Source organism: Tetragenococcus muriaticus DSM 15685 (genome assembly GCF_000423785.1).
Lineage (GTDB): Bacteria > Bacillota > Bacilli > Lactobacillales > Enterococcaceae > Tetragenococcus > Tetragenococcus muriaticus.
Map to the genome: position 1 here is coordinate 1 of NZ_AUIQ01000033.1, position 22,943 is coordinate 22,943.

Genomic DNA, 22,943 nt, shown 5'->3' on the forward strand with positions numbered 1-22,943 from the left:
AAAGACTTGTGGTAATAAGTCAAGAGAAAATCCAAAAAAATAAAGTTGATTTTGGACTTTCAAAGGAAAAAAAGAACGCACTGAACTAGACCCGCACCATCACAGGAACGATCGTTCGGGTCGGTTAAAAGGATTCAAAAGCAGCTATTTGCTTTTGCGTTACACGCTCCTTTTTGGCGTGTAGAGTTGGTGATTGCGTAGTAGCACATCCACCAAACGCACTAATTTTCTTGCAGTCATGACAAGGGCTCTTTTGTGTTGAAATTTCGGAACTTCTTTATACTTCTTTAAGTAAAATTCACGATAGGCGGGTTCATTTCGTTGGACCGAGTTGGCAGCTTCAACTAAGTAATAACGAAGATACTGATTTCCCGACATAACTCGTGGTGTTCGTTCCGATTCATAGTCGCCTGATTGCGATTTTTTCCAGAATAGGCCGGCATATTTAGCTATTTGCGCTTGTGTTTCAAATCGATCAATTTGACCGATTTCGGCGATAATACCTGCCGCGTAAACCGAACCAATACCCGGCACGCTTTTCAAGCATTGTCCTTCTGGAATAATGTCAAAAAGGGATTCAATCCCATTTTCTAACGCTTTGACCTGGTTTTTAAGTGTTTGAATCAGTTTGGCATAGGTGGCCAATACGATGTCAATCGAATCCTGCACGACCTTGCCCAAACGATAAGAGTCACGAATCGCCTTTTGGATGGATGCCGCTACTTTTTCTGGCTGACGAAAGCGACCTTTTCCTTTCTCTTGAAGGAAATCAGCCAGCTCTTCCAGCTCCATCTGAGCGATATCATCCAGCGAAAAGGATTCGGCAAATAACTCCATCATGGTAGAGCCAAAAACAGAAGTATCTACTTCATTGGTCAATGTATTGCACTTGTAATAAAGGTTTTCAAGGAAATGTTGCTTACACTCGGTCAATTGATGAATCACTTGATAGCGAGAACGTGTTAAACGCTGAAGGGCCACATACTTTTCTTCCTTGATAATCGTTTTATTATAGCGTCCAAACCGAAGAAAGTCGGCAATCCGAAACGCATCGATTTTATCGGTTTTATCTTCTTCAAATAAGCCTTTAAATCGGTGAATCGCTTTTGGATTTTGAACCACCACTTCCACCCCAATCCGTTTTAAGTCGGCATCGTTATCTAAGAGATGTGCAGGGTGAAAGCTATACACAGATGTGGATTCCATACCGATAGTGATTTTTTCGTAATGGGATTGCCCGTTATAAGCTAAGATATTTTCTTTGATCTGGTTCGCTCCATGGATATCGTTTGGAAAAGTCGTTTCTTTTAGACGCGTGTCTTCGCTATCCAGAAAACACACATCAAGTTTTTTGGAGCTTACATCAATACCTACAAATAAATGCATGGAAAGGACCTCCTTTCATTTGATTTTGGAATAAGCTTGGATACTGCGGGATATCCCTAGAAGCAATGGTCTGGCAACAGCCTCGCGTATAAGTATTCGAAAGGCGCATCTCTAAAAGCTGCCCCAATATCCACTAATATTGGTATAGAAATGCGCCGATACAGCTTGTGTGTTTGCAGTACAACCATTGTCTGGGTCACAGTCTTTCATCGTAGTCGAACTACAGGAGAATACAGCATATTCCCAGTTGGATCCATTCCAATTTCTATTATCCAGGGACATCACGCAATATCCAAGCCAAAGGTATTGATTAGATATTATTCTTGATTGATTTATTACCACATTCTCTTTGTGAAAAAGAGGAATCATTACCTTGAAAGTAATATAATTATTTAATTATCAAAGAGCAATTTTTTGTTCTTGAAATATATAATACGAGGAGAAATGGTCATGAAACTAAAGCGAAGCCTGGAAGAAGCAGTATGTATTCTTCTTATTTTAGCAAAAGAAGAAGGAGATAATGCCGTAAAAAGTTATTGGATCAGTCAACAACTAGGTGTATCTGATTCGTATTTAAAAAAGATATTACGTAAATTGGTATTAAATGATGTCATTACATCCACTTCGAGTAAAGGGGGCGGATTTAAGTTAGCTAGACCTATTGAGAGTATTTATATGATTGATGTGTACTATGCGATTGAAGGAAACAACTCTTGTGTACAATTGCGCGATTTGGCGAATCACGTTTTTTCATCTTCAAATGCAGCACAAACGGTTAATGACAATATGTCTGAGCTATTTAATGAAAGTGAACAGTCTTTTTTAAATCAATTAGCAAATTATCCTTTGGTTAAATTAATGCAATAAAGATCATTTCGTTATCCTCTAAGCTAATAGAGGATTTTTTAGAAGGGTGCTCAAAGGAAAAAGGAGAGTGACAAATGAGCGAAGATGCGATCGAGCAATTAACTAAAGCGGAAAAGCAAGCAGATGAAATGCTTGATGAAGCAAAGAAACAAGTACGTAAAGAACAGGAAAAAAGCGATAAAAGAGTGGCCCAATTTCAAGAAGAACAAGATGAAATTGAAGAACAACGTAAACAAGAAATTCGCGAAAAATATGACCAAGAGTTTCATAATATTCAAGAACCGTTAAATGAACAGACACAAAAAGAGATCGAACAACTACAAGCGATTTCAAAAGAAATGCGAGAAAAGGCGCTTAGTCTGATCATAAATAAGGTCGTGAACGAATATGGCAATTGAAAAAATGCAAAAGTTTCATTTGATTACTTTTTATGGTAAGCGGGATACCGTAATGGAACAATTACAAGATTTTCAGCAAATTGAGCTTTTTTCGGCGGAAAATTATCATAAAAAAACGGATTCTTTTTTTAGTCAAATGCAAGAACATCCTGAAGCCGATAAGATTGAAAATCAAGTTGGAAATGTATCATGGGCGCTTAGTTTTTTAGAGCAATATATAAAAAAGCCTGGAATGGTACAAGCACTGCGAAAACCATTACGTCATTATACCTTAAGACAACTTTCAGAACACGCTAACACTTTTGATTGGCAGAACGTTTATTCTGATTTGAGACAGCAAGATAAACGATTACGTACAATTGAGCAAAAGAGACAAGAGTTATCTTTAAAAGAAGATGAATTAAATAAGTGGCAGTATTTCGATGAAAACCCAGCCATCTTATCCACATTTAATGAAACTATAGGGCTATTAGGCACAGTGCCTAATACTGAATTGAATCATTTAAAAGAAGAAATGAGGAAACTACAACACACTTACCTTGAAATCATACATCAAACATCAACAACCTCTTACCTTCTTCTTCTTTTTCTAAAAGAAAAAAGCGAAGAAGCTCATGATATACTAAATGAAGCTGGTTTTCAAGAGTATGAATACCCCTATGAGGATAAGCCAGCTCAAGTGTTAAAACAAACCAAAGAGCAACTACAGCAACTAGCCTCAGAGGAAAAATCAATTAAAACGCGGCTAAAAACACAAAAGAATAATTATGAAAATTTAGGGCTGGTCGCAGAGTACTTAGATGGCTTGCTTATGCGCGTGAATGCCAACAAGTATTTATTGCAATCGAATTATACAATGGAGTTAACTGGTTGGATACCAGCAAAACAAACAGAACAATTAGACCAGCAAATTCGACAAGTTGCGGGAAAAGATTACTTTTTGGAATTTACTGAAGTGAAAGAAGAGGAGTATAGCCAAACGCCAGTCTTGTTAAAAAACCATAAATTGATAAAGCCATTTGAAGGTCTAGTAGAAATGTATAGCTTACCTCAATATTGGGAATTAGACCCTACTCCTTTTATGATGCCATTTTATGCTTTAGCATTCGGGCTAATGGTAGCTGACTTTGGTTATGGCTTGCTTTTGTTTGTAGCCAGCGCACTTGCAAAATACCTCTTAAACTTTAAACCGGCAATGAAGCAAAATATTAATATGTTCCAAATCTGTTCAGTACCGACAATGATGTGGGGATTAATTTATGGGAACATTTTTGGCCGACAGTTTTCTTTTCAGTTATTATCCACTGATTCAGATATTACAGAAATTTTAGTGATGTCTATGATTTTTGGATTTATTCAAATTATGTTTGGTTTAGGTTTAAAGTTCTATCTTTTATGGCAAAAGGAAAGCGCGAAATTAAAGGCCTTATTGCAAGCCGGAGCTTGGATGTTCTTTTTAATAAGTGTGGCGATGATCGCTGCTGGAATGGTACTTGTACCAGACACAAGTTTACAAACGATCGGTATTGTTTGTTTAATCGCTAGTTTGGTTATGATTGTTATTGGCGGAAGTCTTGATGGTCAAACGGTTATAGGAAAAATCGGATCAGGACTGTACTCTATTATGAATATAACCAATTATTTGAGTGATTTAATTAGTTATACAAGACTAATGGCATTGGGTGTAGCTGGTGGAAGTATCGGTGCGGCATTTAATTTGATTCTTAGTTATTTACCTATACCAGCTAAATTTACCATTGGTATTGTATTATTTATTGGCTTACATGGGTTGAATATTTTCCTAAGCCATTTGAGTGCTTATGTACACGGCATTCGCTTACAATATTTAGAGTTTTTTAACAAATTTTATACGGGCGGCGGACGTGTGTTCAAACCATTCAAATCAAGTGAAGCATATGTTCAAGTGATTTCAGAACGAAAACAAGAGCAGGAGGACAAATAGAAAATGGAAAATTGGATTACTTTCTTTTATGAAAACGGCGGGATGATTTTTGCGGCATTAGGGATTGCTATAGCTACCATCTGTGGAGGTATTGGTTCCACAATTGGTGTAGGGTTGACTGCTGAATCAGCAGCTGGCCTAACGGCTGAACAACCAGAAAAATTTGGCCAAGCACTAATTTTAGAATTGCTTTCAGCAACTCAAGGGCTATATGGCTTTGTTATCTCCTTTATGATTTTCCTACAACTTTCAGGAGATATGGCATTTCAAACCGGACTGTACTTATTGATCGCTTCTTTACCTATCGCCTTTACCGGAATTTGGTGTGGGAAATGGCAAGGTCGCGCAGCAGCTGCGGCAATGCAAATTTTAGCTAAAAAACCAGAACATGTAACAAAAGGAATTGTCTATGTAGCAATGATGGAAACATATGGGATTTTAGGCTTCGTTATTTCCTTCTTACTTGTGATGAACTAGGAGGTATGAGATGTCAGATATAACAAATCTAACAGATAAAATCACCCAAGATGCACAAAAAAGGCAAAGACAATATATAAAAAAAGCTCAACGAGATATTGAAAAAAACGAGCAAGAGAAAAAGAAACAAATTCAAAGACAAACAGAGGAAAATGTAGAGCAATTTGAAAAACAACGTCGTTCGGATTTGAGCTTGAAGGTTTCAGATATTCATGTAAAGGCTCGTAGCCAATTGCTAGCAGCTAAACAACAGCTATTAAAAGAACTTTTTGACGAAGCCTTAAAGAAAATAAGAGGGATGTCGGAAAAAGAATTTAACCAATTTGTAGCAACGAATCTCAAACAAGTAGATTTAAACGGAGACGTTGAAATGATTGTAGCTCAAAATAGCGTAGATTATGCTACGGAAGAAAATAAACAGGTCTGGCAAGAAGCGGCAGTGCCTGAGATGAACTTGTCTATATCACAAAATACAGTTCCTAAGCGAGGCGGTTTTTTATTACGGCAAGGAGAAATTGAGTATAACTTTACTTTTGAAGCAATGCTAAGTACCTCTGAGGAAGAATTAAGCAGTGAATTATTAAACTTAATATTTAAGGAAGAATAAGGGGTGAAAAAATGGACGATATTCAATTTAGCTCTGCTAATGTTCGAATTCGGACCTATGAAAGCCGCTTGTTGACGAAAAATACTTTTGATCGGATGATGGCAGCCGAAGAGGCTGAAGACAGTTATTCCATCTTACAAGAGACGACTTATGGTGATTTTATTGAAGATGAGGATGAAGTTCGTGATTTTGAACAAGTTTTAATCGCGGAAAAAAAGCGGACCTTTGATCTTGTTTATAACATCACCCCAGTCAAAAGCATTGTGGATTTGATGGCTTTACAATATGATTATCAAAATTTAAAAGTCTTGGTCAAACAAGAGTATACACAAGAAGATTTTTCCGAATTTTTAGTTCCAATGGGGTCGCTTCCCTTATCCGTACTAAAGGAATTGGTAAACGTACGACGTAGTAACCAAGTAGATCCTATCATGAATCGATGTATAGAAGAGGTTTTTCAATATATTGAAGACTATGATGAAATCCAAGCAGTTGATATTATTTTCGATAATTATTATTGGGACCATATGGTGAACCTTAGCCAAAGCGAAAATAACGAAAATATTGAACGATTGGTTCAAAGAAATATTGATGTATTTAATATTTCAACAACGCTTAGGAGTTATTTGATGGGCCAAAGAAAAGGATTTATTAATGCGGTTTTGCAAAAAGGAGGTACGCTGGATACGAATGAAATGGTGGAAGGAATCAGCGCTTCTTTAGAAAACTTTATGGATTATATGGAACAAACGTCTTATCAAAATTTAGTGGCAGACAGCTATGATGAAATTACTCAAAATAAAAAACTAACGAGTTTAGATTTAAATAAAGACAACTTTTTGATGCGTCGTTTAAAAGAAGAAAAGACGACACCTTTTGGCCCACAAGCGATTTTAGGCTATCTTTATGCTAAAGAAGTGGAAATAAAAAACTTGCGGATGATTTTAGTAGGAAAAATTAACAAAATTCCAGAAGAAACACTTCAAGAGCGGGTGCGTGAAAGTTATGTATAAAAAAATTGGAATGATGGGAGGAAAAGACTCAATTCTCCCCTTTAAAGGATTAGGAATTGATGTCTTTCCAGTTACAGATTTAGAAGAAGCTAGACGGCAAATTGAATCGTTAGCAGATGAATACGGCGTAATTTTTATCACTGAACGGGTTGCCGAACAATTAGAAGATACCATTGCGCAATATGATAAATATCCTACCCCCGCTATTATTCCGATTCCAAGTAGTACCGGAAGTTTGGGCATTGGGATGGATCGGATTCATCAAAATGTTGAAAAAGCGATTGGAATGAATATTTTAGATGATTAAACAACAATTTGCAGTTAGGCAGGAGGAGATTTTTTGGCAATAGGAACAATTACAAAAGTTTCCGGGCCTTTAGTTACTGCTAGCGGATTACAAGGTGCTAAAATTAATGAAATCTGCAAAGTAAGTGAAAAAGGGTTAATCGGAGAAATTATTGAATTAGACAAAGGCGTGGCTTCTATTCAAGTATATGAAGAAACGGCTGGTATTGGTCCTGGTGAACCAGTTGAAACCACAGGAGCTCCATTATCTGTGGAATTGGGCCCTGGTCTTTTAAGCCAAATGTTTGATGGAATCCAACGTCCCTTAGATGTATTTATGGAACAAACAGATAGTGACTTTTTAGAAAGAGGGACAGAAATCAATCCACTTGATCGCCAAAAACAATGGACATTCGTTCCGAAAAAGTCGATAGGTGATAAAGTTGCTCCAGGCGATATCATTGGTGTAGTTCAAGAATCAAAGGCGATTTCACATCGTATCATGGTGCCTAATGATGCTAGAGGAACTATTAAAGATATTCAAGCAGGAGATTACACAATTACAGAGACCGTCTGTGTGTTAGATACTGATGAAGGCCAAAGAGAGTTGACTCTAACTCAAAAATGGCCTATTCGTACACCGCGTCCTTACAAAAATAAAATGACCCCTGGAGAGCCTTTGGTGACAGGACAACGTGTTATTGATACTTTCTTTCCTACAGCAAAAGGAGGAACAGCTGCTGTTCCAGGTCCGTTTGGGGCAGGAAAAACCATTGTACAGCATCAAATCGCTAAATGGGCAGATGTAGATATTGTGGTTTATGTTGGATGTGGTGAACGCGGGAACGAAATGAAAGACGTTATTGATGAATTTCCAGAGTTAATTGATCCAGAAACTGGCGAATCGATTATGCAACGGACAGTGTTAATCGCGAATACTTCCAATATGCCCGTATCTGCACGTGAGGCTTCCATCTACACTGGCATTACGATTGCCGAATATTATAAAGATATGGGGTATAGTGTAGCTATTATGGCAGATTCAACTTCTCGTTGGGCGGAAGCTTTAAGAGAAATGAGTGGACGTTTACAAGAAATTCCCGGTGATGAAGGCTATCCTGCTTATTTAGGAAGTCGAATTGCTGAATATTACGAACGTGCAGGAAAATTTTCTGTACAAGGTGACGATGGTCAACGCGAAGGAAGTATTACAGCAATTGGGGCTGTTTCGCCTGCTGGTGGGGATATTTCTGAACCTGTAACACAAAATACACTGCGTATTGTGAAGGTTTTCTGGGATCTGGACGCTTCTTTATCTCAAAAGCGACATTTTCCAGCCATTAGTTGGACAGAATCTTATTCCTTATATGATGATCAACTAAAAGATTATATGGACTCTGACTTAGGAAGCAGCTGGTCTAAGATGGTAAATCAGGCTATGTCTTTATTGCAAGAAGAAAGTCGTCTCGATGAGATCGTACAATTAGTCGGTGTGGATTCATTATCGCAAAAAGATCGACTCACGATGAATACAGCACGTTCTTTGCGACAAGATTATTTACAACAAGATGCTTTCGATGATGTAGATACATTTACCTCACGAACAAAACAATTTCGTTTATTGCGTAATATTTTAGCTTTCCATAAACAAACACAAGAAGCGATCCAATTAGGTGCTTATTATAATGAAATTATGGAAGGAACGACGCAATTAAGAGAACGAATCGCTCGTAGTAAATTTATTCCTGAAGAAGAATTGGAAAAATTAAATACCATTTATAATGATATTGAAACAACGGTTCAAGAAATTGTTGAGAAAGGGGGAATGGAATAATGCTAAAAGAGTATCGCTCTGTATCAGAAATATCTGGCCCCTTAATGATGGTGGAAAATGTTGAAGGGGTAAAATATGACGAACTAGTTGAGATACGAACGGATTCAGGCGAAATCCGTCAAGGACAAGTATTAGAAATATCAGATGACAAAGCTGTTGTCCAGATTTTTGAAGGAACCAATAACCTAGGTGCTCAAGATAGTCGTGTGCACTTTTTAGGTAGAGGACTTACTTTAGGAGCTTCTCCTGATATGATGGGACGTATTTTTGATGGTTTAGGGCAACCTGTAGATGATGGTCCTAAGATCTTGCCAGAAAAAAGATTAGACGTTAACGGTGAAGCAATTAACCCGATGGCAAGAGATTACCCAGATGAATTTATTCAAACAGGAATTTCTACGATCGATCATTTAAATACCTTAGTTAGAGGGCAAAAGTTACCGATCTTTTCTACTTCTGGTTTACCACATAAAGAAATTGCAGCACAAATTGCTCGCCAAGCAACTGTTCCAGGACAAGAAAGTAACTTTGCGATTGTCTTTGCTGCTATTGGGGTGCCTTTTGAAGAATCAGAATTTTTTATTAACGAATTCCGAAAAACAGGCGCTATTGATCGTTCAGTCATGTTTTTAAACCTCGCCGATGATCCAGCAATTGAACGGATTGCGACACCGAAAGTTGCTTTAACAGCTGCCGAATATTTGGCCTTTGAAAAAGGTATGCACGTCCTTGTTATTATGACTGATATGACAAACTATGCGGAAGCTTTACGAGAAGTTTCGGCTGCTCGACGCGAAGTTCCAGGACGTGGAGGCTACCCAGGTTATCTATATACGAATTTGGCAAGTATATATGAACGTGCAGGACGTTTAATGGATAGAGAAGGTTCAATCACTCAAATGCCTATTTTAACCATGCCTAATAACGATAAAACCCATCCTATACCTGATTTAACAGGTTATATTACTGAAGGACAAATAATTTTATCCCGTGACTTGGACAAACGTAATATTAATCCACCGGTTGATATTTTACCAAGCCTTTCGCGTTTGAAAGATAAAGGAACAGGGGAAGGTAAAACAAGAAGAGACCATTCTTCTACGATGAACCAGATTTATTCTGCTTATGCAGACGGGAAAGACGCCAAAGAGCTATCCACTGTTTTAGGAGAAGCCGCTTTGTCTGATTCGGATAAGAAATTCGCTCGTTTTGCGGATTTATTTGAAGAAAAATATGTGAACCAAGGTTTTTATACGAATCGTAGCATCGAAGAATCATTAGATCTAGGTTGGAAACTATTAGCCACCTTGCCAAAAGAAGAACTTAGTCGTATCAAAGAAAAAGATATCGAAGAATTTCTTCCGAGCCAAGAGGAGTTGGATGAGTTATGGCAATAATGAATGTAAACCCAACCCGTATGGAAATGAATCGTCTACAAAGACGTTTATCAACGGCAAGTAGAGGACATAAGCTTTTAAAAGACAAACAAAACGAACTTGTACGGCAATTTACAAAGTTAGTAAAACAAAATCAGGACCTACGTAAAAAAATGGAAGAAACATTACAAAAAGGCATGGAAGATTATGTGTTAGCTTCCAGCCGGACTCCTGATTATGTTTTAGGCGAAGCTTTCGCTATTCCGCTAGATAAAATTACATTAGATGTACAAAGCAAGAATGTAATGAACATTGAAATGCCGGTATTAAATGAGATTTACGATGATGAAAAATCAGAAGATCGTTTTTCTTATGGTTTTATGTCGACAACGAGCGAATTAGATTTAGCTTTGAATAATTTAAGTTCTATTTTGCCTATCATGCTTAAATTGGCAGAGATTGAAAAGTCTTGTCAAATGATGGCAGATGAAATTGAACGAACACGTCGAAGAGTAAACGCGTTAGAATATAAAATGATTCCACAGTTAGAAGATACGATTGCTTACATCGAAAAGACGTTAGATGAAAGCGAGCGGGCAACTTTAACAAGATTGATGAAATCAATCGATGTGATTGAATCAGAAGATTAATAAGAAAACAGCCATTGTTTGTATGTGAAATATTAAAGCAATGACTGCTTTTTTTCTTGAACGATGAAATCAGGTGATTAGAAATGAAATTAGCGGTACGTCGTCGCAAAATAGGAACAGTTCCACTATTGGAAGTTGTAAAACAAGAATATTTATATACATCATTGCCGCTGATTGTGTATTACCATGGTTGGCAAACAACAAAAGAATTGGTACTTACACAAGGAAGAAAATTAGCACAACAAGATTTTCGTGTCATATTACCTGATGCGCAAAATCATGGAGAGCGTGAAGCGCCGCTTTCTTCGATTCCGTCATTGACTTTTTTTCAAAGTATTCATAGTAACTTATTTGAGTTTGAATCTATTGTTCATTATTTTGAACAGTTAGGATTGACCAACGGAAAATTGGGTGTAGGAGGGGTTTCTATGGGTGGCATGACGACCTGTGCTTTACTGACTCAGCACCCAGAAATTGATGCAGCCGCCTCTGTGATGGGGTCGCCTTCTTTAATGGCTTACCGCCAAGAATTGGAAAGGGTTTTTAGTGAAAAAGAAATCGCAATTCCTAAAGATTATGAAAAATTAACGAGTTGGATTGAAGACTATGATTTATCTTTACAATATTCGCAAATAAGAAAAAGACCGTTGTTTTTCTGGCATGGCTTACATGATGAAAAAATTCCATTTGAACAAACCGATCATTTTGTGCGAGAAAATTTAGGACCAGAAATTACTTTTCACGCTGCGAATGAACGACATATGGTGAAAGTCCCTACAATGGACCAAGTAACAGAATTTTTCACGACTCATTTATAAGAAAGCAATTTATGATATACTAGTAAGAGGAAAGTCTAGAAAACTATACAAAATTTTATTAAAAAACTAGCATGCTTTTGTTATGCTAGATTATTGCTTACCTTATCACAAGCGAAAGTTTCGTTTTTTATCGCTTTTTTTCTTATAATATGGACTGTGAAAATTGAAGGAGGATATACAAGAATGGATTATCGTGTATTACTTTATTATAACTACACGCCAGTAGAAGACCCAGAAGGCTTTGCAAAAGAACATTTGGCGTTTTGTAAAGAACTTGGCTTAAAGGGTCGTATTTTAGTTGCAAACGAAGGCATTAATGGGACAGTTTCCGGGACAGTGGAAGCTACGAATGCTTATATGGAGCATATGCACGCTGACGAGCGTTTTAAAGATACTGAATTTAAAATCGATGAAGCCTCTGAACATGCCTTTAAAAAAATGCATGTTCGACCTCGCAGTGAACTGGTGGCTTTGCATTTAGATGAGGATGAAGATATTGATCCTAACGAATTAACAGGTAAATACTTAGAACCGACAGAATTCAAAGAAGCCTTGCAAGATGAAGATACCATTGTATTGGATGCTAGAAATGACTATGAATACGATCTTGGTCATTTTCGTGGCGCAGTACGTCCAGATATCCGTACTTTTCGTGAGTTACCTCAGTGGATCCGAGATAATAAAGAAAAATTCATGGATAAAAAGGTAGTGACTTACTGTACTGGTGGTATTCGTTGCGAAAAATTCTCGGGCTGGCTTTTACGTGAAGGTGTAAAAGATGTAGGCCAATTGCATGGCGGTATTGCAACCTACGGCAAAGATCCTAATACCCAAGGAGAAATGTGGGATGGGAAAATGTATGTGTTTGACGAACGCATTAGTGTAGATATTAATGACGTTGACAAACAAGTCGTAGGTAAGGATTGGTTTGACGGAACGCCTTGTGAGCGTTATGTGAACTGTGCTAACCCAGAATGTAACCGACAAATTTTAACTTCAGAAGAAAACCAAGCTAAACATGTGGGTGGTTGTTCTTATGAATGCGCAGCAAGCCAAGATAATCTTTATGTGAAAAGACATGGGATTTCGGACGAAGAATGGCGTGCTCGTTTAGAAAACTGGGAAGAAGCAGTAAAAGTATAAATAACAAGTTTGCCTAGGAAACTACCCGTACAGTTTCTTAGGCTTTTTTTATGTAAAAAATTTTTGCTCATTCATTTTGAAATTTGGCATTCGGATCATTTTAAGATATGATAGGAAAAAATAGAACAAAGAAAAACAATGTTGTTTAGGGCAAAGGAGGAGTTATAGTGACAGAAAAGAAGACATTTCATGTCAATGGCTATTTAGGATTATTAATTTTAGTCATTGGTATGATCGGTGGAGCTTATTTATTTTATTTAGGAGTGACTTATGAAAGTGGCGTACAATTAATCCTAAGTATTGCTATTTGGCTAGTTGCGATTTTATTCCTTAGCTCATTAACGATTGTTGCACCTAACCAGGCCAAGGCAATTTTATTTTTCGGAAAATATCTAGGAACGATTCAATCGAATGGATTGTTTATTACAACTCCTTTAACACAAAAAATTAATGTTTCATTGAAGGTTCGTAATTTTAACAGTGCTCGTTTGAAAGTCAATGATCTAGATGGCAATCCCATAGAAATTTCAGCAGTGATCGTTTTTAAAGTGGTTGATACGGCGAAAGCTTTGTTTGATGTTGACCATTATCAAGACTTTGTAGAAATTCAAAGTGAAACAGCCATACGACATATCGCATCTCGATACCCTTATGACACTTTTGAAGATAGCGACTTAACCTTACGAGGAAATACAAGTCAAGTATCGGAAGAGTTAACAAAAGAATTGCAAGATCGTTTAGAAGTAGCCGGGGTAGAAGTTGTAGAAACGCGCTTAAATCATTTAGCTTATTCTACGGAGATTGCAAGTGCGATGTTACAAAGACAACAGGCAAAAGCGATCTTGTCGGCTAGACAAACGATTGTTGAAGGAGCTGTGACAATGACACAAATGGCTCTAGAACAAATTGAAGCAGAACAAGACATTCACTTTACCGATGATCGCAAAGTTCAATTTATTAATAACTTAATGGTTTCGATTATAACCGATAGCGGAACACAGCCGGTCATTAATACAGGGGGTCTAGGCAATGACGTTTCCTAAATAGGAGGAGCCTATGGAAAAACTTTACATTAAACAAAAAGTATTTAGCTTAGGAGAAAAATTTACTGTCACTGATGAACAAGAAAGACCACGTTACTACGTGGAAGGTAGTTTTTTTAAGTTACCGAAGCAATTTTCTATTGTAGATGATAAACAGCATGAAATTGCAAGGATTACTAAGAAAACGATGACTTTGCTACCCAAATTTTTTCTTGAAGTTGAAGGAAATGAAATGATTACGCTAAAAAAAGAATGGTCTTTTTTCAAATCACGTTATACCATTTCAGCTCAGCAAATTGAAGTTCAAGGAAATTGGTGGGACATGGAATTTGAAGTTTATTCTCAAGAAAAACAGGTAGCTAGCATTCGCAAGCGATGGTTTTCTTGGGGTGACACTTATGAAGTAACGATTCTCGATGAAGAATTGGAACAGTTGTTAATTTCTCTAGTCATTGCAATTGATTGTGTAAAAGCAGACGAAGCTGGGGCAGCTAGCGGTTCGAATTGAAGTACTAGTGAATAAAAGATACAGTATTTTTACTGAAAGGACTAGCTTTTTAGTCCTTTCTTTTTTACAATAAAGAAGAATCTAATGGAAGGAAGGGCATACACGAATGTTATACGGAGCTATTGAAGCAGGAGGGACAAAATTTGTTTGTGCGGTTGGTGATGAATCATTAAATATTCAAAAACGGGCAAGTTTTCCAACAACCCAGCCAGAAGAAACAATGAAACAAGTGATGGATTTTTTTAATCAATATAAAAAGGAACTAGTAGCTATTGGCGTAGGATCTTTTGGTCCGATTGACGTCCATGTAGATTCAACAACTTATGGCTATATCACATCCACCCCTAAATTAGCGTGGCAAAATTTTGATTTTGTGGGGACTTTAAAACAAGCGTTTGATATTCCGATTGCTTGGACAACTGATGTGAATGCGGCTGGTTATGGAGAATATGCTTTTGGCAAAGGAAAAGGCCTTTCGAGTGTTATTTACTATACAGTGGGGACAGGTATCGGTGGTGGCGCTATTCAAGAAGATCGCTTTATTGAAGGTTTTAGTCATCCAGAAATGGGACATATGCTAGTTACTCCACACCCGGAGGACCATTTTGGTGGGAATTGTCCTTTTCATGAGAATTGTTTAGAAGGGATGGCCGCAGGTCCTGCTATTGAACAACGCGCCGGGAAAAAAGGACAAGATATTCCGGCAGAGGATCCTATTTGGGATATGGAAGCTTATTATATTGCACAATGTGCTTACAATACAACCTTAATGTTTTCTCCAGATGTTATTATTTTTGGCGGTGGCGTAATGAAGCAAAAACATATGGTACAAAAAGTCCATCAAACATTTAGCCGACTGCTAAATAATTATGTAAAAACGCCTGAACTAGAGAATTATATCGTTACCCCTTACTTAGAAGACGACGCTGGAATATTTGGTTGTTTAGCTTTAGCAAGACAAACGAAATTAGATAAAAAATAAAAAAGACGAGGAGCTTATTGTTCCTCGTCTTCCTTATCGTTTTGTCCACGTTCCATGATAAAACTATAAATAGGCCCCGCAAGAACAAATATAAGCCAGCTATAACTCCAAGCTTCCATAATACTAGAGCCTAAGAAATAAATAACTATGATGCTAGGCCAATAGATTTTACGGATAAAATTGATAAAAGGCGCATTTTCCCCGTAGACGTCTTTAGTAGCTCTAGGGCCAGGCTCGTCTTCATCGGAAATAAAATAATTGTTTTCTGTCATTTTTTTAAATCCATCATAAATGATACTTGTATAGACGATTAAAAATACTCCAATGCCTGCGATGCTAAAAAAGAGAGAAGTTCCTAAAATAGTAAGACCAAAAAGTTCATCAAAGAAAATGATACAAGGTATGGCTAAAATACACAGCCCAATGCCAACGGTTAATCCATAGCGAAAACTTTTTTCATAATCTTTTAATTTTTCACTTGCTTTTGTTCGAGTTCTCTGAGTTAAAGGCCGGTCTTCTAATAATTCAAAGGCTTTTGAATATTTCATTCCATTAGGAACAATCAATCCAACGCCAATAGCCACAAGAACAAAAAAGAAAACGACAGCTAAAACGGAGATAATAGAGCCGTAATCCGCAAAAACTACTCCTGACAAAGCTAAACAAAATGATAAGACACCCAGAGATACGGCTAAAGCAAAACGACGAACAGTTGACCAAAAATCAAAAGCTTCTTCTAAATCAATAGCATCAAGAAACTCATTATCTTCTCCGTGTTCTTTGTCTAATTCGAGCTCAGCTAGAAGTTCATCAATCGAACCAAATTCATAAATGACTGTGCCGATTGCTTCTTGTTCACTTTTTCCTTCATTTATTAATTCATAATAATGATCTTCCATATTTGATAACAAATCTTCTTTTGCTTTTTCTGTTTCTGGTGTTTTAGGAACATTTAAGAAAAGACTATCTAAATAGTTTTTAATTGTTTTCATGGGAAGGTCCTCCTGTAAGAAATTCATCAACAACAAACCTTGCTTCTAGCCATTCACTTTTTTTGGAAGAAAGAACTTCTTTACCCTTTGTTGTGATTGTATAGTAAGTTCTTTTTTTACCATGAGTGAATTCGCCTGGGTATGCGCTAATCAGTGACTGTTTTTCTAAACGAGTAAAAGTCGAATAGAGTGTTGTTTCCTTAATTACATATAATTCATGGGTACGAGTACGGATCTCTTTAGAAATTTCATATCCATAAGAATCGCCTTCATTCAAGATTGCCAAGATGATAACGTCATTATATCCGCGAATACTATCACTTGAAATCATCGCAATTCTCCTTAAATTACTTTATCTGTTAAAGTAATTGTAAACTAATTACTACGACAGGTAAAGTAAAAAATATATTTCTATTTAATTTTGTAAAAATTGTGCAATGAGATTTTTCAGAATCGTTCGAATAATCTCTTTTTAAAGTTATAGAACTTTGCTATAATAAATCAAACCTCTTGGCAATATTTTTATTAAAACAAAGGAGTGCAAATATATGGTGGTTTATAATTTTTCAGCCGGGCCAGCAGTTTTGCCTGGACCCGTATTAAAAAAAGCGCAAGAAGAACTTTTGGATTACCAAGGCAGCGAAATGTCAGTCATGGAAATGAGCCATCGCTCCTCCTTGTTTGAAGAAATTATTGCTGATGCCGAGAAACTATTACGGGAATTGATGGAAATTCCTAAAAATTATCGCGTATTATTTTTACAAGGTGGCGCTAGTTTGCAATTTTCAGCTTTACCGTTAAACCTTGCACAAAATAAAAAAGCTCTTTATGTAAATACAGGTTCTTGGTCAAAAAAAGCTATTGCAGCAGCTCAAAAAATTGAAAACGTAGAGACCAAGGTCATTGCTAGTAGTGAAGATAAAAACTTTACTTATATCCCAGAAATTACACAAGACCTTATAGATGAAGATGCAGCTTATCTTCATATTACAACTAACGAAACTATCGGAGGTATTTGCTATCAAGAGATTCCTGATGCTGGCGATGTTCCTATTGTCGCTGACATGTCATCAAATATCTTATCAAATGACTACCAGGTTTCGGATTTTGGTGTTATTTACGCAGGTGCACAAAAAAATATTGGACCTGCAGGGTTGACCGTCGTGGTTATAAGAGAAGACCTCTTAAATGAAGCATCTCTTTTTGCGCCGATGTTGGATTATCGTCTTCAAGCAGACAGTCATTCCATGTATAATACGCCACCAACTTTTAGTATTTATATGGCCAAACTTGTTTTTGAATGGTTACAGGATTTAGGGGGCATGCCACAAATTTTACAAGAAAACCAGAAAAAGGCAGGTTTATTGTATGAAGCCATTGATCGTTCGCCTTTATTTCATAGCCCGGTGAACAAACAAGATCGATCGCTTACAAATGTCCCATTTTTGACAACAAGTAGTCAGTTAGATAAAGAATTTATTTATGCTGCTCAAAAACAAGGTCTAGAAAATTTAAAAGGACATCGTTCGGTAGGCGGCATGCGAGCAAGTCTTTATAATGCTTTTCCAATGGTTGGTGTAAGAAAGCTCGTTGATTTTATGGAAGAATTTGAAAAAGCACATGGAGGTAAATAACATGCATCAAATTAAAACGTTTAATGCGATTGCTCCAGAAGGGATGCAGCGTTTAGAAAAAGAAAAGTATGCCATTAACGAAAACGATCATCCCGAAGGAATCATTCTGCGGAGTAAAAAACTCCAGACTTCAGAAATAGCTGATTCTGTTTTGGCTATAGCTCGCGCCGGAACAGGTGTTAATAACATCCCTGTAGAATCATGTACGGAAAGAGGGATTGTTGTTTTTAACACACCCGGCGCAAATGCCAATGCAGTAAAAGAATTAGTATTGATGAGTTTATTAATGAGTGTGCGTCCGGTTGTTTCAGGAATTAATTGGGTGCAACAATTAACAGGTTCTGATATTAGTGAGCAAGCCGAAGCACACAAAAAACAGTTTGCCGGTCACGAACTAGAAGGAAAAAAACTAGGTGTGATTGGTTTAGGTTCAATTGGTGCCATGGTCGCTAATGACGCGTATCGTTTAGGGATGGAAGTTATGGGGTATGATCCTTATGTTTCAGTCGATACAGCTTGGAGCATTTCGCGCCGTGTTCAGCGTGCGCAAGATATCAGTGAAATTTTTACAACGTGCGACTTTATCACTGTGCACGTACCCTTACAGGAGAAAACCCATCACCTAATCGGCAAAAAAGAAATTGCTATGATGAAAAATTCTGCGCATTTATTGAATTTTGCCCGGGCCGAAATTGTGGATCATTCTGCGGTGCTTGAAGCCATTAACGCGGATGAATTAGCTGGTTTTACCACGGATTTTGCGGATGAAAATTTATTGCATCATGATCGTATTACGGTATTACCTCATTTGGGTGCTTCAACGGCAGAAGCCGAAACGAACAGTGCCAAGATGGCTGTACGAACGATGAAACAATTTATTGAAACAGGTATTATTAAACGTTCAGTAAATTTCCCTGCAGTCGAAATGGCTTTTCACTCGCCTTATCGTATTACGGTAATTAATCGTAATGTGCCAAATATGCTAGGACAAATTTCTGCGATCATAGCTGATTCTGAAATTAATATTGATAATATGATTAATCGTGGACGTGAGGATTATGCTTATACTTTAGTAGATATCGATGAAAGCGATGAAGACAAAATTGCGAATGTAGTAGAAAAACTCAGAGAAACCGAAGATATTATTCGCGTCCGCGTGATCAAAAAAGAGGAGGTACCTTATTAGATATGGTTGATGTTCGTCCTTTTAAAGCTGTCCGCCCTGAAGCTGCTTTAGCTGATAAAATTGCTGAACTTCCTTATGATGTAGTTGACTCGGCCGAGGCACGTGCTTTGGCTCAAGGGAATCCTTATAGTTATTTTCATATTGATAAAGCTGAAATTGATTTACCTCAAAGTATCTCCCCTTATGATGAAGCGGTATATCAAAAAGCGGCAGCGAATTTGGCAGAATTTTTGCAGCAAGATTGGTTAAAAAAAGATACGCAAGACAATTATTATTTATATCAATTAACGATGAATGGCAATAGTCAGACAGGATTAGTCGCTTGTACTTCGATTGATGATTATATGCAAGAAAATATAAAAAAACATGAATATACGCGTCATGAAAAAGAAGTTGATCGGATGAATCACATACGTAGTTGTGATGCAAATACGAGTCCGATTTTTCTTAGTTATAGAAAAAACACAGGTATTCAGCAATTAATTAAAGATTGGCAAGATACCCATGAAGCGATCTATGATTTTACAAGTTATTATGATGTCGAGCATAAAGTTTGGTTGCTTGATGATCCTAAGGTGATCGAACAATTGGAAAATGCTTTTGCTTCACTCGATGCTTTATATATCGCAGATGGTCATCATCGTACAGAATCGGCAGTGAAAGTGGGTCTAGAAAAACGCGAAGAGCAGACAAATAGTGTAGAAAGTGATTACTTTTTATCTATTTTATTTCCTGAAGAGGAACTTGTGATCAAAGAATATAATCGTGTATTAAATGTTGAAATACCGGAAGATTTTTTTAGCCAATTACAGGAAAGTTTTATTGTAGAAGAAACAAGCGAAAAAAGGCCAACTTCTCCGGCAGAGATCATAATGTATTTGTCCGGAAAGTGGTATCAATTAAGAGTCAAAGATAATAAAATACCATCAGATCCGGTGGATAAATTAGATGTTTCATTATTGCAAAATTTATTAATCGCTCCAATTTTTGACATCCAAGATGTAAGAAGTGATCCTCGTATTGATTTTGTCGGAGGTATTTATGGACCACAAAAGTTAGAGGAGTTAGTTGATAGCCATAACTGGACCGTCGCTTTTTCTATGTACCCAACGAAAATGCGAGACCTATTGCAAGTTGCTGATGCAAAAGAAATTATGCCACCTAAATCGACTTGGTTCGAGCCAAAGTTATTGAGTGGATTATTCTTACATGACTTAGAAACAAAATGAATTTTTTTGAGGATGTAAATTAAAAGTTATGTCCTGAGAGTCATTTCAGTACATAACTTTTATAAACCTATGTCCTGAAATGAAGCTCAGGACATAGGTCGGAAAGACTTATGTTCTATGAGAGGGTTCAGGACATAGATCAAGAAGAGTAATGTACTGAAAGCTAGACTCAGGACATAGGTCCTAAAAAGTTATGTTCTGAAGATGGATTCAGGACATAGGTCAAGTCAAATGATGTCCTGAAATGAAATTTAGCACATAGATATCCAAAACTTATGTGCTAACAACTGAAATTGTTATTTAGCTTGTATAGATGAAAAAAATTCGTTATACTTTTAAGTAACTAATAAACAAAGGAGGGAACATAAGCAAATGGTTCGTATGATTAAAATAACACCGAGCGAAAATTATCAACGGGATTATACCAGTTTTAGTCATGCGATTGGTTTTACAATGGCTGTTAAAGGGAGAAGTGTATCTAAAAACAGCAAAATTTTACAAAACCAATGACCATTTCGTATGTTTCCATTTTTCGTTAGAAGAAAATAAATAACACGGTCGTGGGTTTTCCCATGACTTTTTTATTTGCGAAAGAAACGGATATGCGATGGTCTTAAAAGGAGAAGACCATGCTAATACAATTAAATAAAATCTATAAAAATTTCAGCGGCACGCCGCTTTTTGAGAATTTATCATTAACTATAAATGAACAAGAAAAAATTGGGCTCGTCGGTGCAATGGTACAGGAAAAACAACTCTTTTTCGTCTCATTACTGGAGGAGAAGGGGTTGATTCTGGAACTGTCAGTCGTAAAAAGGGATTAAAAATTGGCTATGTTCCACAAACTTTTGCTGAAAGTGATTTGACGGTTTCAAAGTATTTAGAAGAAAGTTTTTTTGAACTTCAGGAGTTACAACAACAGTTACGTACTTATGAGCAGAAAATGACTGATCCGGCAGAAGATTTGGATCATATTATGAGTGTTTATGGCAAGTTGCAGCAAGAATTTGAAGATGCTGGCGGTTATGAATTGGAAGATCGCATTTTCACGATGTTAAAAGGATTGGGCTTAGAAGAAAAAGCTAGTACTGCTATCTCTACGATTAGTGGGGGCGAGCGTGTTCGTGTGGAACTAGCTAAAGTCCTTTTACAGGATGCCGATCTTTTGTTGCTCGACGAACCAACGAATCATTTGGACTTAGCGGGGATTTATTGGCTAGAAAATTATCTAAAAACAACTAAAGCAGCTTATCTTGTGATTTCTCATGATCGGATGTTTTTAGACCAAGTCACAGAAAAAATTGCTGAAATTGAAGAAGGCACACTTATTGAATATCCGGGAAATTATAGTCGCTATGTTGAATTAAAGAAAGCTCGTATTGCAGAAATCACAAAAGATTATGAACTCCAACAAAAAGAAGTCCAACGTATGAAAAGAATGATCCGTCGCTACCGACAGTGGGGGAATGAAGGTGGAGATGAGGCTTTTTTCAAAAAAGCAAAAGAACTAGAACATCGTTTAGCGAAAATAACTGTTGTCAAACCTCCTCAACCTCCTAAAAAGCGTTTAGAAGGGATTGATCAGGCAGGACGTTCGGGTAAAGAGGTTATCGTGGCTAAAGATATTGGAAAAATGGTGGGCGAGCGTTTGTTATTTTCTGATAGTACATTTACCATTTATCGTAGTGAAAGAACAGCAATTTTGGGGAAAAATGGTTCGGGCAAATCGACGCTGTTGCAGATTATTTTAGGTCAATTATTGCCTGATGAAGGAAAACTTTCTTTAGGCGCAAGTATAAAAATTGGTTATCTTCCGCAAAACGTTACGTTTGAACAGCCTAACCAGCGAGTATTGTCCTTTGTAAAAGAATTTTTACCGCAAGAACAAGAAGCTCGCCAAACGCTTGCTCATTTTGGTTTTTACAGCGAAGACGTCCAACGTCGTGTGAAAGATCTTTCCGGTGGCGAGCGCGTTCGTCTTTACTTACTTCATCTTTTTCATAAACAGATTAACTTGTTAATTTTAGACGAACCGACCAATCACTTAGACATTTATGCTCGGGAAGAAATTGAAGACTTATTGAACGAGTATACAGGAACACTTCTAGCTGTAACGCATGATCGCTACTTTTTACAAAAGAATTTTAACGAGTTACTGGTTATCGAAGACCAAAAAATAAAAAAAGAGCCGATGAGTCATTACTAATGTAAAAAACGCATGAACTTTTAAGTTCATGCGTTTTTTGTATGTGTGACAGGCATGGCATTTATCTAGCTGGTGAAAGTCCAGTCGCAGGTAGTTACCGCCAAGCGTAGCGAGCCACAAGCTGAAATCAGTGATGATGGGGTGAAGGAAGTGGTGTCGCAAATCTTTCAAGCCTACGAACAGGAACTTGATGAGGCTAAATGGTGGATAAGGCTGCATATCAAGCTGAAGTCCAAAAGGTAAACGTAAAACCAAGACAGTAAATCAAGAGGTTATGGAGAGAAAGATAAATGTCTTACCCTGGGAGCTCTTACGGACGTTTGTGAACGAACGGTCGAAAAAGGTT

23 protein-coding genes and 1 pseudogene are annotated in these 22,943 nt (G+C 37.1%); 21 read left to right on the forward strand and 3 right to left on the reverse strand.

Annotation, left to right across the window (positions count from 1 at the left end; genetic code table 11):
• Positions 1 to 159: 159 nt before the first annotated feature.
• Positions 160 to 1,386 carry an IS110 family RNA-guided transposase gene (locus G577_RS0106190; RefSeq protein WP_028790464.1) on the reverse strand — a complete coding sequence of 409 codons (1,227 nt, stop codon included), beginning with the start codon at positions 1,384 to 1,386 and terminating at the stop codon, positions 160 to 162.
• A 450-nt stretch (positions 1,387 to 1,836) separates the two neighbouring features.
• On the opposite strand from G577_RS0106190, the gene G577_RS0106195 reads away from it, so the two are divergent.
• From G577_RS0106195 to scrK, 15 genes are all read left to right on the forward strand, one after another.
• The gene (locus tag G577_RS0106195; protein ID WP_028790465.1) at positions 1,837 to 2,253 is read left to right on the forward strand and encodes an RrF2 family transcriptional regulator; all 417 of its coding nucleotides are present in this window, start codon (positions 1,837 to 1,839) and stop codon (positions 2,251 to 2,253) included.
• Positions 2,254 to 2,327: 74 nt separating this feature from the next.
• Complete coding sequence (locus tag G577_RS0106200; RefSeq protein ID WP_028790466.1) at positions 2,328 to 2,651, forward strand: hypothetical protein; 324 nt, start codon at positions 2,328 to 2,330, stop codon at positions 2,649 to 2,651.
• Positions 2,641 to 4,614 carry a V-type ATP synthase subunit I gene (locus G577_RS0106205; protein WP_028790467.1) on the forward strand — a complete coding sequence of 658 codons (1,974 nt, stop codon included), beginning with the start codon at positions 2,641 to 2,643 and terminating at the stop codon, positions 4,612 to 4,614. The genes G577_RS0106200 and G577_RS0106205 overlap by 11 nt, the downstream gene beginning before the upstream one ends.
• Before the next feature lie 3 nt (positions 4,615 to 4,617).
• Positions 4,618 to 5,091: a V-type ATP synthase subunit K gene (locus G577_RS0106210; RefSeq protein WP_028790468.1), complete on the forward strand. Its 474-nt coding sequence runs from the start codon at positions 4,618 to 4,620 to the stop codon at positions 5,089 to 5,091.
• 10 nt (positions 5,092 to 5,101) lie between these two features.
• The gene (locus G577_RS0106215) at positions 5,102 to 5,698 is read left to right on the forward strand and encodes a V-type ATP synthase subunit E (RefSeq protein ID WP_028790469.1); all 597 of its coding nucleotides are present in this window, start codon (positions 5,102 to 5,104) and stop codon (positions 5,696 to 5,698) included.
• An 11-nt stretch (positions 5,699 to 5,709) separates the two neighbouring features.
• Entirely contained in the window at positions 5,710 to 6,711 is a 1,002-nt protein-coding gene (locus G577_RS0106220; protein ID WP_028790470.1) for a V-type ATP synthase subunit C, read from the forward strand.
• The gene (locus G577_RS0106225) at positions 6,704 to 7,018 is read left to right on the forward strand and encodes a V-type ATP synthase subunit F (RefSeq protein WP_028790471.1); all 315 of its coding nucleotides are present in this window, start codon (positions 6,704 to 6,706) and stop codon (positions 7,016 to 7,018) included. The genes G577_RS0106220 and G577_RS0106225 overlap by 8 nt, the downstream gene beginning before the upstream one ends.
• A 33-nt stretch (positions 7,019 to 7,051) precedes the next feature.
• On the forward strand, positions 7,052 to 8,830 hold the full coding sequence (locus G577_RS0106230; RefSeq protein WP_028790472.1) for a V-type ATP synthase subunit A: 1,779 nt from the start codon (positions 7,052 to 7,054) through the stop codon (positions 8,828 to 8,830).
• Positions 8,830 to 10,227, forward strand: coding sequence for a V-type ATP synthase subunit B (locus tag G577_RS0106235; RefSeq protein ID WP_028790473.1), 1,398 nt, complete (start codon positions 8,830 to 8,832; stop codon positions 10,225 to 10,227). The genes G577_RS0106230 and G577_RS0106235 overlap by 1 nt, the downstream gene beginning before the upstream one ends.
• Entirely contained in the window at positions 10,218 to 10,856 is a 639-nt protein-coding gene (locus tag G577_RS0106240) for a V-type ATP synthase subunit D (protein ID WP_028790474.1), read from the forward strand. Before G577_RS0106235 ends, G577_RS0106240 begins: the two co-directional genes overlap by 10 nt.
• An 83-nt stretch (positions 10,857 to 10,939) precedes the next feature.
• Complete coding sequence (locus tag G577_RS0106245) at positions 10,940 to 11,674, forward strand: alpha/beta fold hydrolase (protein ID WP_028790475.1); 735 nt, start codon at positions 10,940 to 10,942, stop codon at positions 11,672 to 11,674.
• Positions 11,675 to 11,857: 183 nt separating this feature from the next.
• Positions 11,858 to 12,817, forward strand: a complete 960-nt coding sequence (gene trhO / locus G577_RS0106250; protein WP_028790476.1) for an oxygen-dependent tRNA uridine(34) hydroxylase TrhO — start codon at positions 11,858 to 11,860, stop codon at positions 12,815 to 12,817.
• 167 nt (positions 12,818 to 12,984) lie between these two features.
• Positions 12,985 to 13,860, forward strand: coding sequence for an SPFH domain-containing protein (locus tag G577_RS0106255; RefSeq protein WP_028790477.1), 876 nt, complete (start codon positions 12,985 to 12,987; stop codon positions 13,858 to 13,860).
• A 13-nt stretch (positions 13,861 to 13,873) separates the two neighbouring features.
• Entirely contained in the window at positions 13,874 to 14,368 is a 495-nt protein-coding gene (locus tag G577_RS0106260; RefSeq protein ID WP_028790478.1) for an LURP-one-related/scramblase family protein, read from the forward strand.
• A gap of 106 nt (positions 14,369 to 14,474) precedes the next feature.
• Positions 14,475 to 15,350, forward strand: a complete 876-nt coding sequence (scrK, locus tag G577_RS0106265) for a fructokinase ScrK (protein WP_028790479.1) — start codon at positions 14,475 to 14,477, stop codon at positions 15,348 to 15,350.
• Positions 15,351 to 15,364: 14 nt separating this feature from the next.
• Here scrK and G577_RS0106270 read toward each other — a convergent pair whose 3' ends face one another.
• Together G577_RS0106270 and G577_RS0106275 are read right to left on the reverse strand one after the other, a co-directional pair.
• Positions 15,365 to 16,342 (reverse strand): permease prefix domain 1-containing protein, encoded by a 978-nt coding sequence (locus G577_RS0106270; protein ID WP_028790480.1) that lies wholly within the window; start codon positions 16,340 to 16,342, stop codon positions 15,365 to 15,367.
• A complete protein-coding gene (locus G577_RS0106275; protein WP_028790481.1) occupies positions 16,329 to 16,673 on the reverse strand; it encodes a PadR family transcriptional regulator in 345 nt (114 codons plus the stop codon). The genes G577_RS0106270 and G577_RS0106275 overlap by 14 nt, the downstream gene beginning before the upstream one ends.
• Before the next feature lie 217 nt (positions 16,674 to 16,890).
• On the opposite strand from G577_RS0106275, the gene serC reads away from it, so the two are divergent.
• The 6 genes and pseudogenes from serC (at position 16,891) to G577_RS12170 (ending at position 22,840) form a co-directional block, all read left to right on the forward strand.
• Entirely contained in the window at positions 16,891 to 17,976 is a 1,086-nt protein-coding gene (gene serC, locus G577_RS0106280; protein ID WP_028790482.1) for a 3-phosphoserine/phosphohydroxythreonine transaminase, read from the forward strand.
• A 1-nt stretch (position 17,977) separates the two neighbouring features.
• Complete coding sequence (locus G577_RS0106285) at positions 17,978 to 19,162, forward strand: phosphoglycerate dehydrogenase (RefSeq protein ID WP_028790483.1); 1,185 nt, start codon at positions 17,978 to 17,980, stop codon at positions 19,160 to 19,162.
• A gap of 2 nt (positions 19,163 to 19,164) precedes the next feature.
• Positions 19,165 to 20,391, forward strand: coding sequence for a DUF1015 domain-containing protein (locus tag G577_RS0106290; protein ID WP_028790484.1), 1,227 nt, complete (start codon positions 19,165 to 19,167; stop codon positions 20,389 to 20,391).
• Between the two features lie 372 nt (positions 20,392 to 20,763).
• On the forward strand, positions 20,764 to 20,901 hold the full coding sequence (locus tag G577_RS12275) for a hypothetical protein (protein WP_169357987.1): 138 nt from the start codon (positions 20,764 to 20,766) through the stop codon (positions 20,899 to 20,901).
• Positions 20,902 to 21,020: 119 nt separating this feature from the next.
• Positions 21,021 to 22,597 (forward strand): annotated as a pseudogene (abc-f, locus tag G577_RS11145) (ribosomal protection-like ABC-F family protein).
• Positions 22,598 to 22,669: 72 nt separating this feature from the next.
• Positions 22,670 to 22,840, forward strand: a complete 171-nt coding sequence (locus tag G577_RS12170) for a hypothetical protein (RefSeq protein ID WP_162141351.1) — start codon at positions 22,670 to 22,672, stop codon at positions 22,838 to 22,840.
• The last annotated feature ends 103 nt before the right edge of the window (positions 22,841 to 22,943 follow it).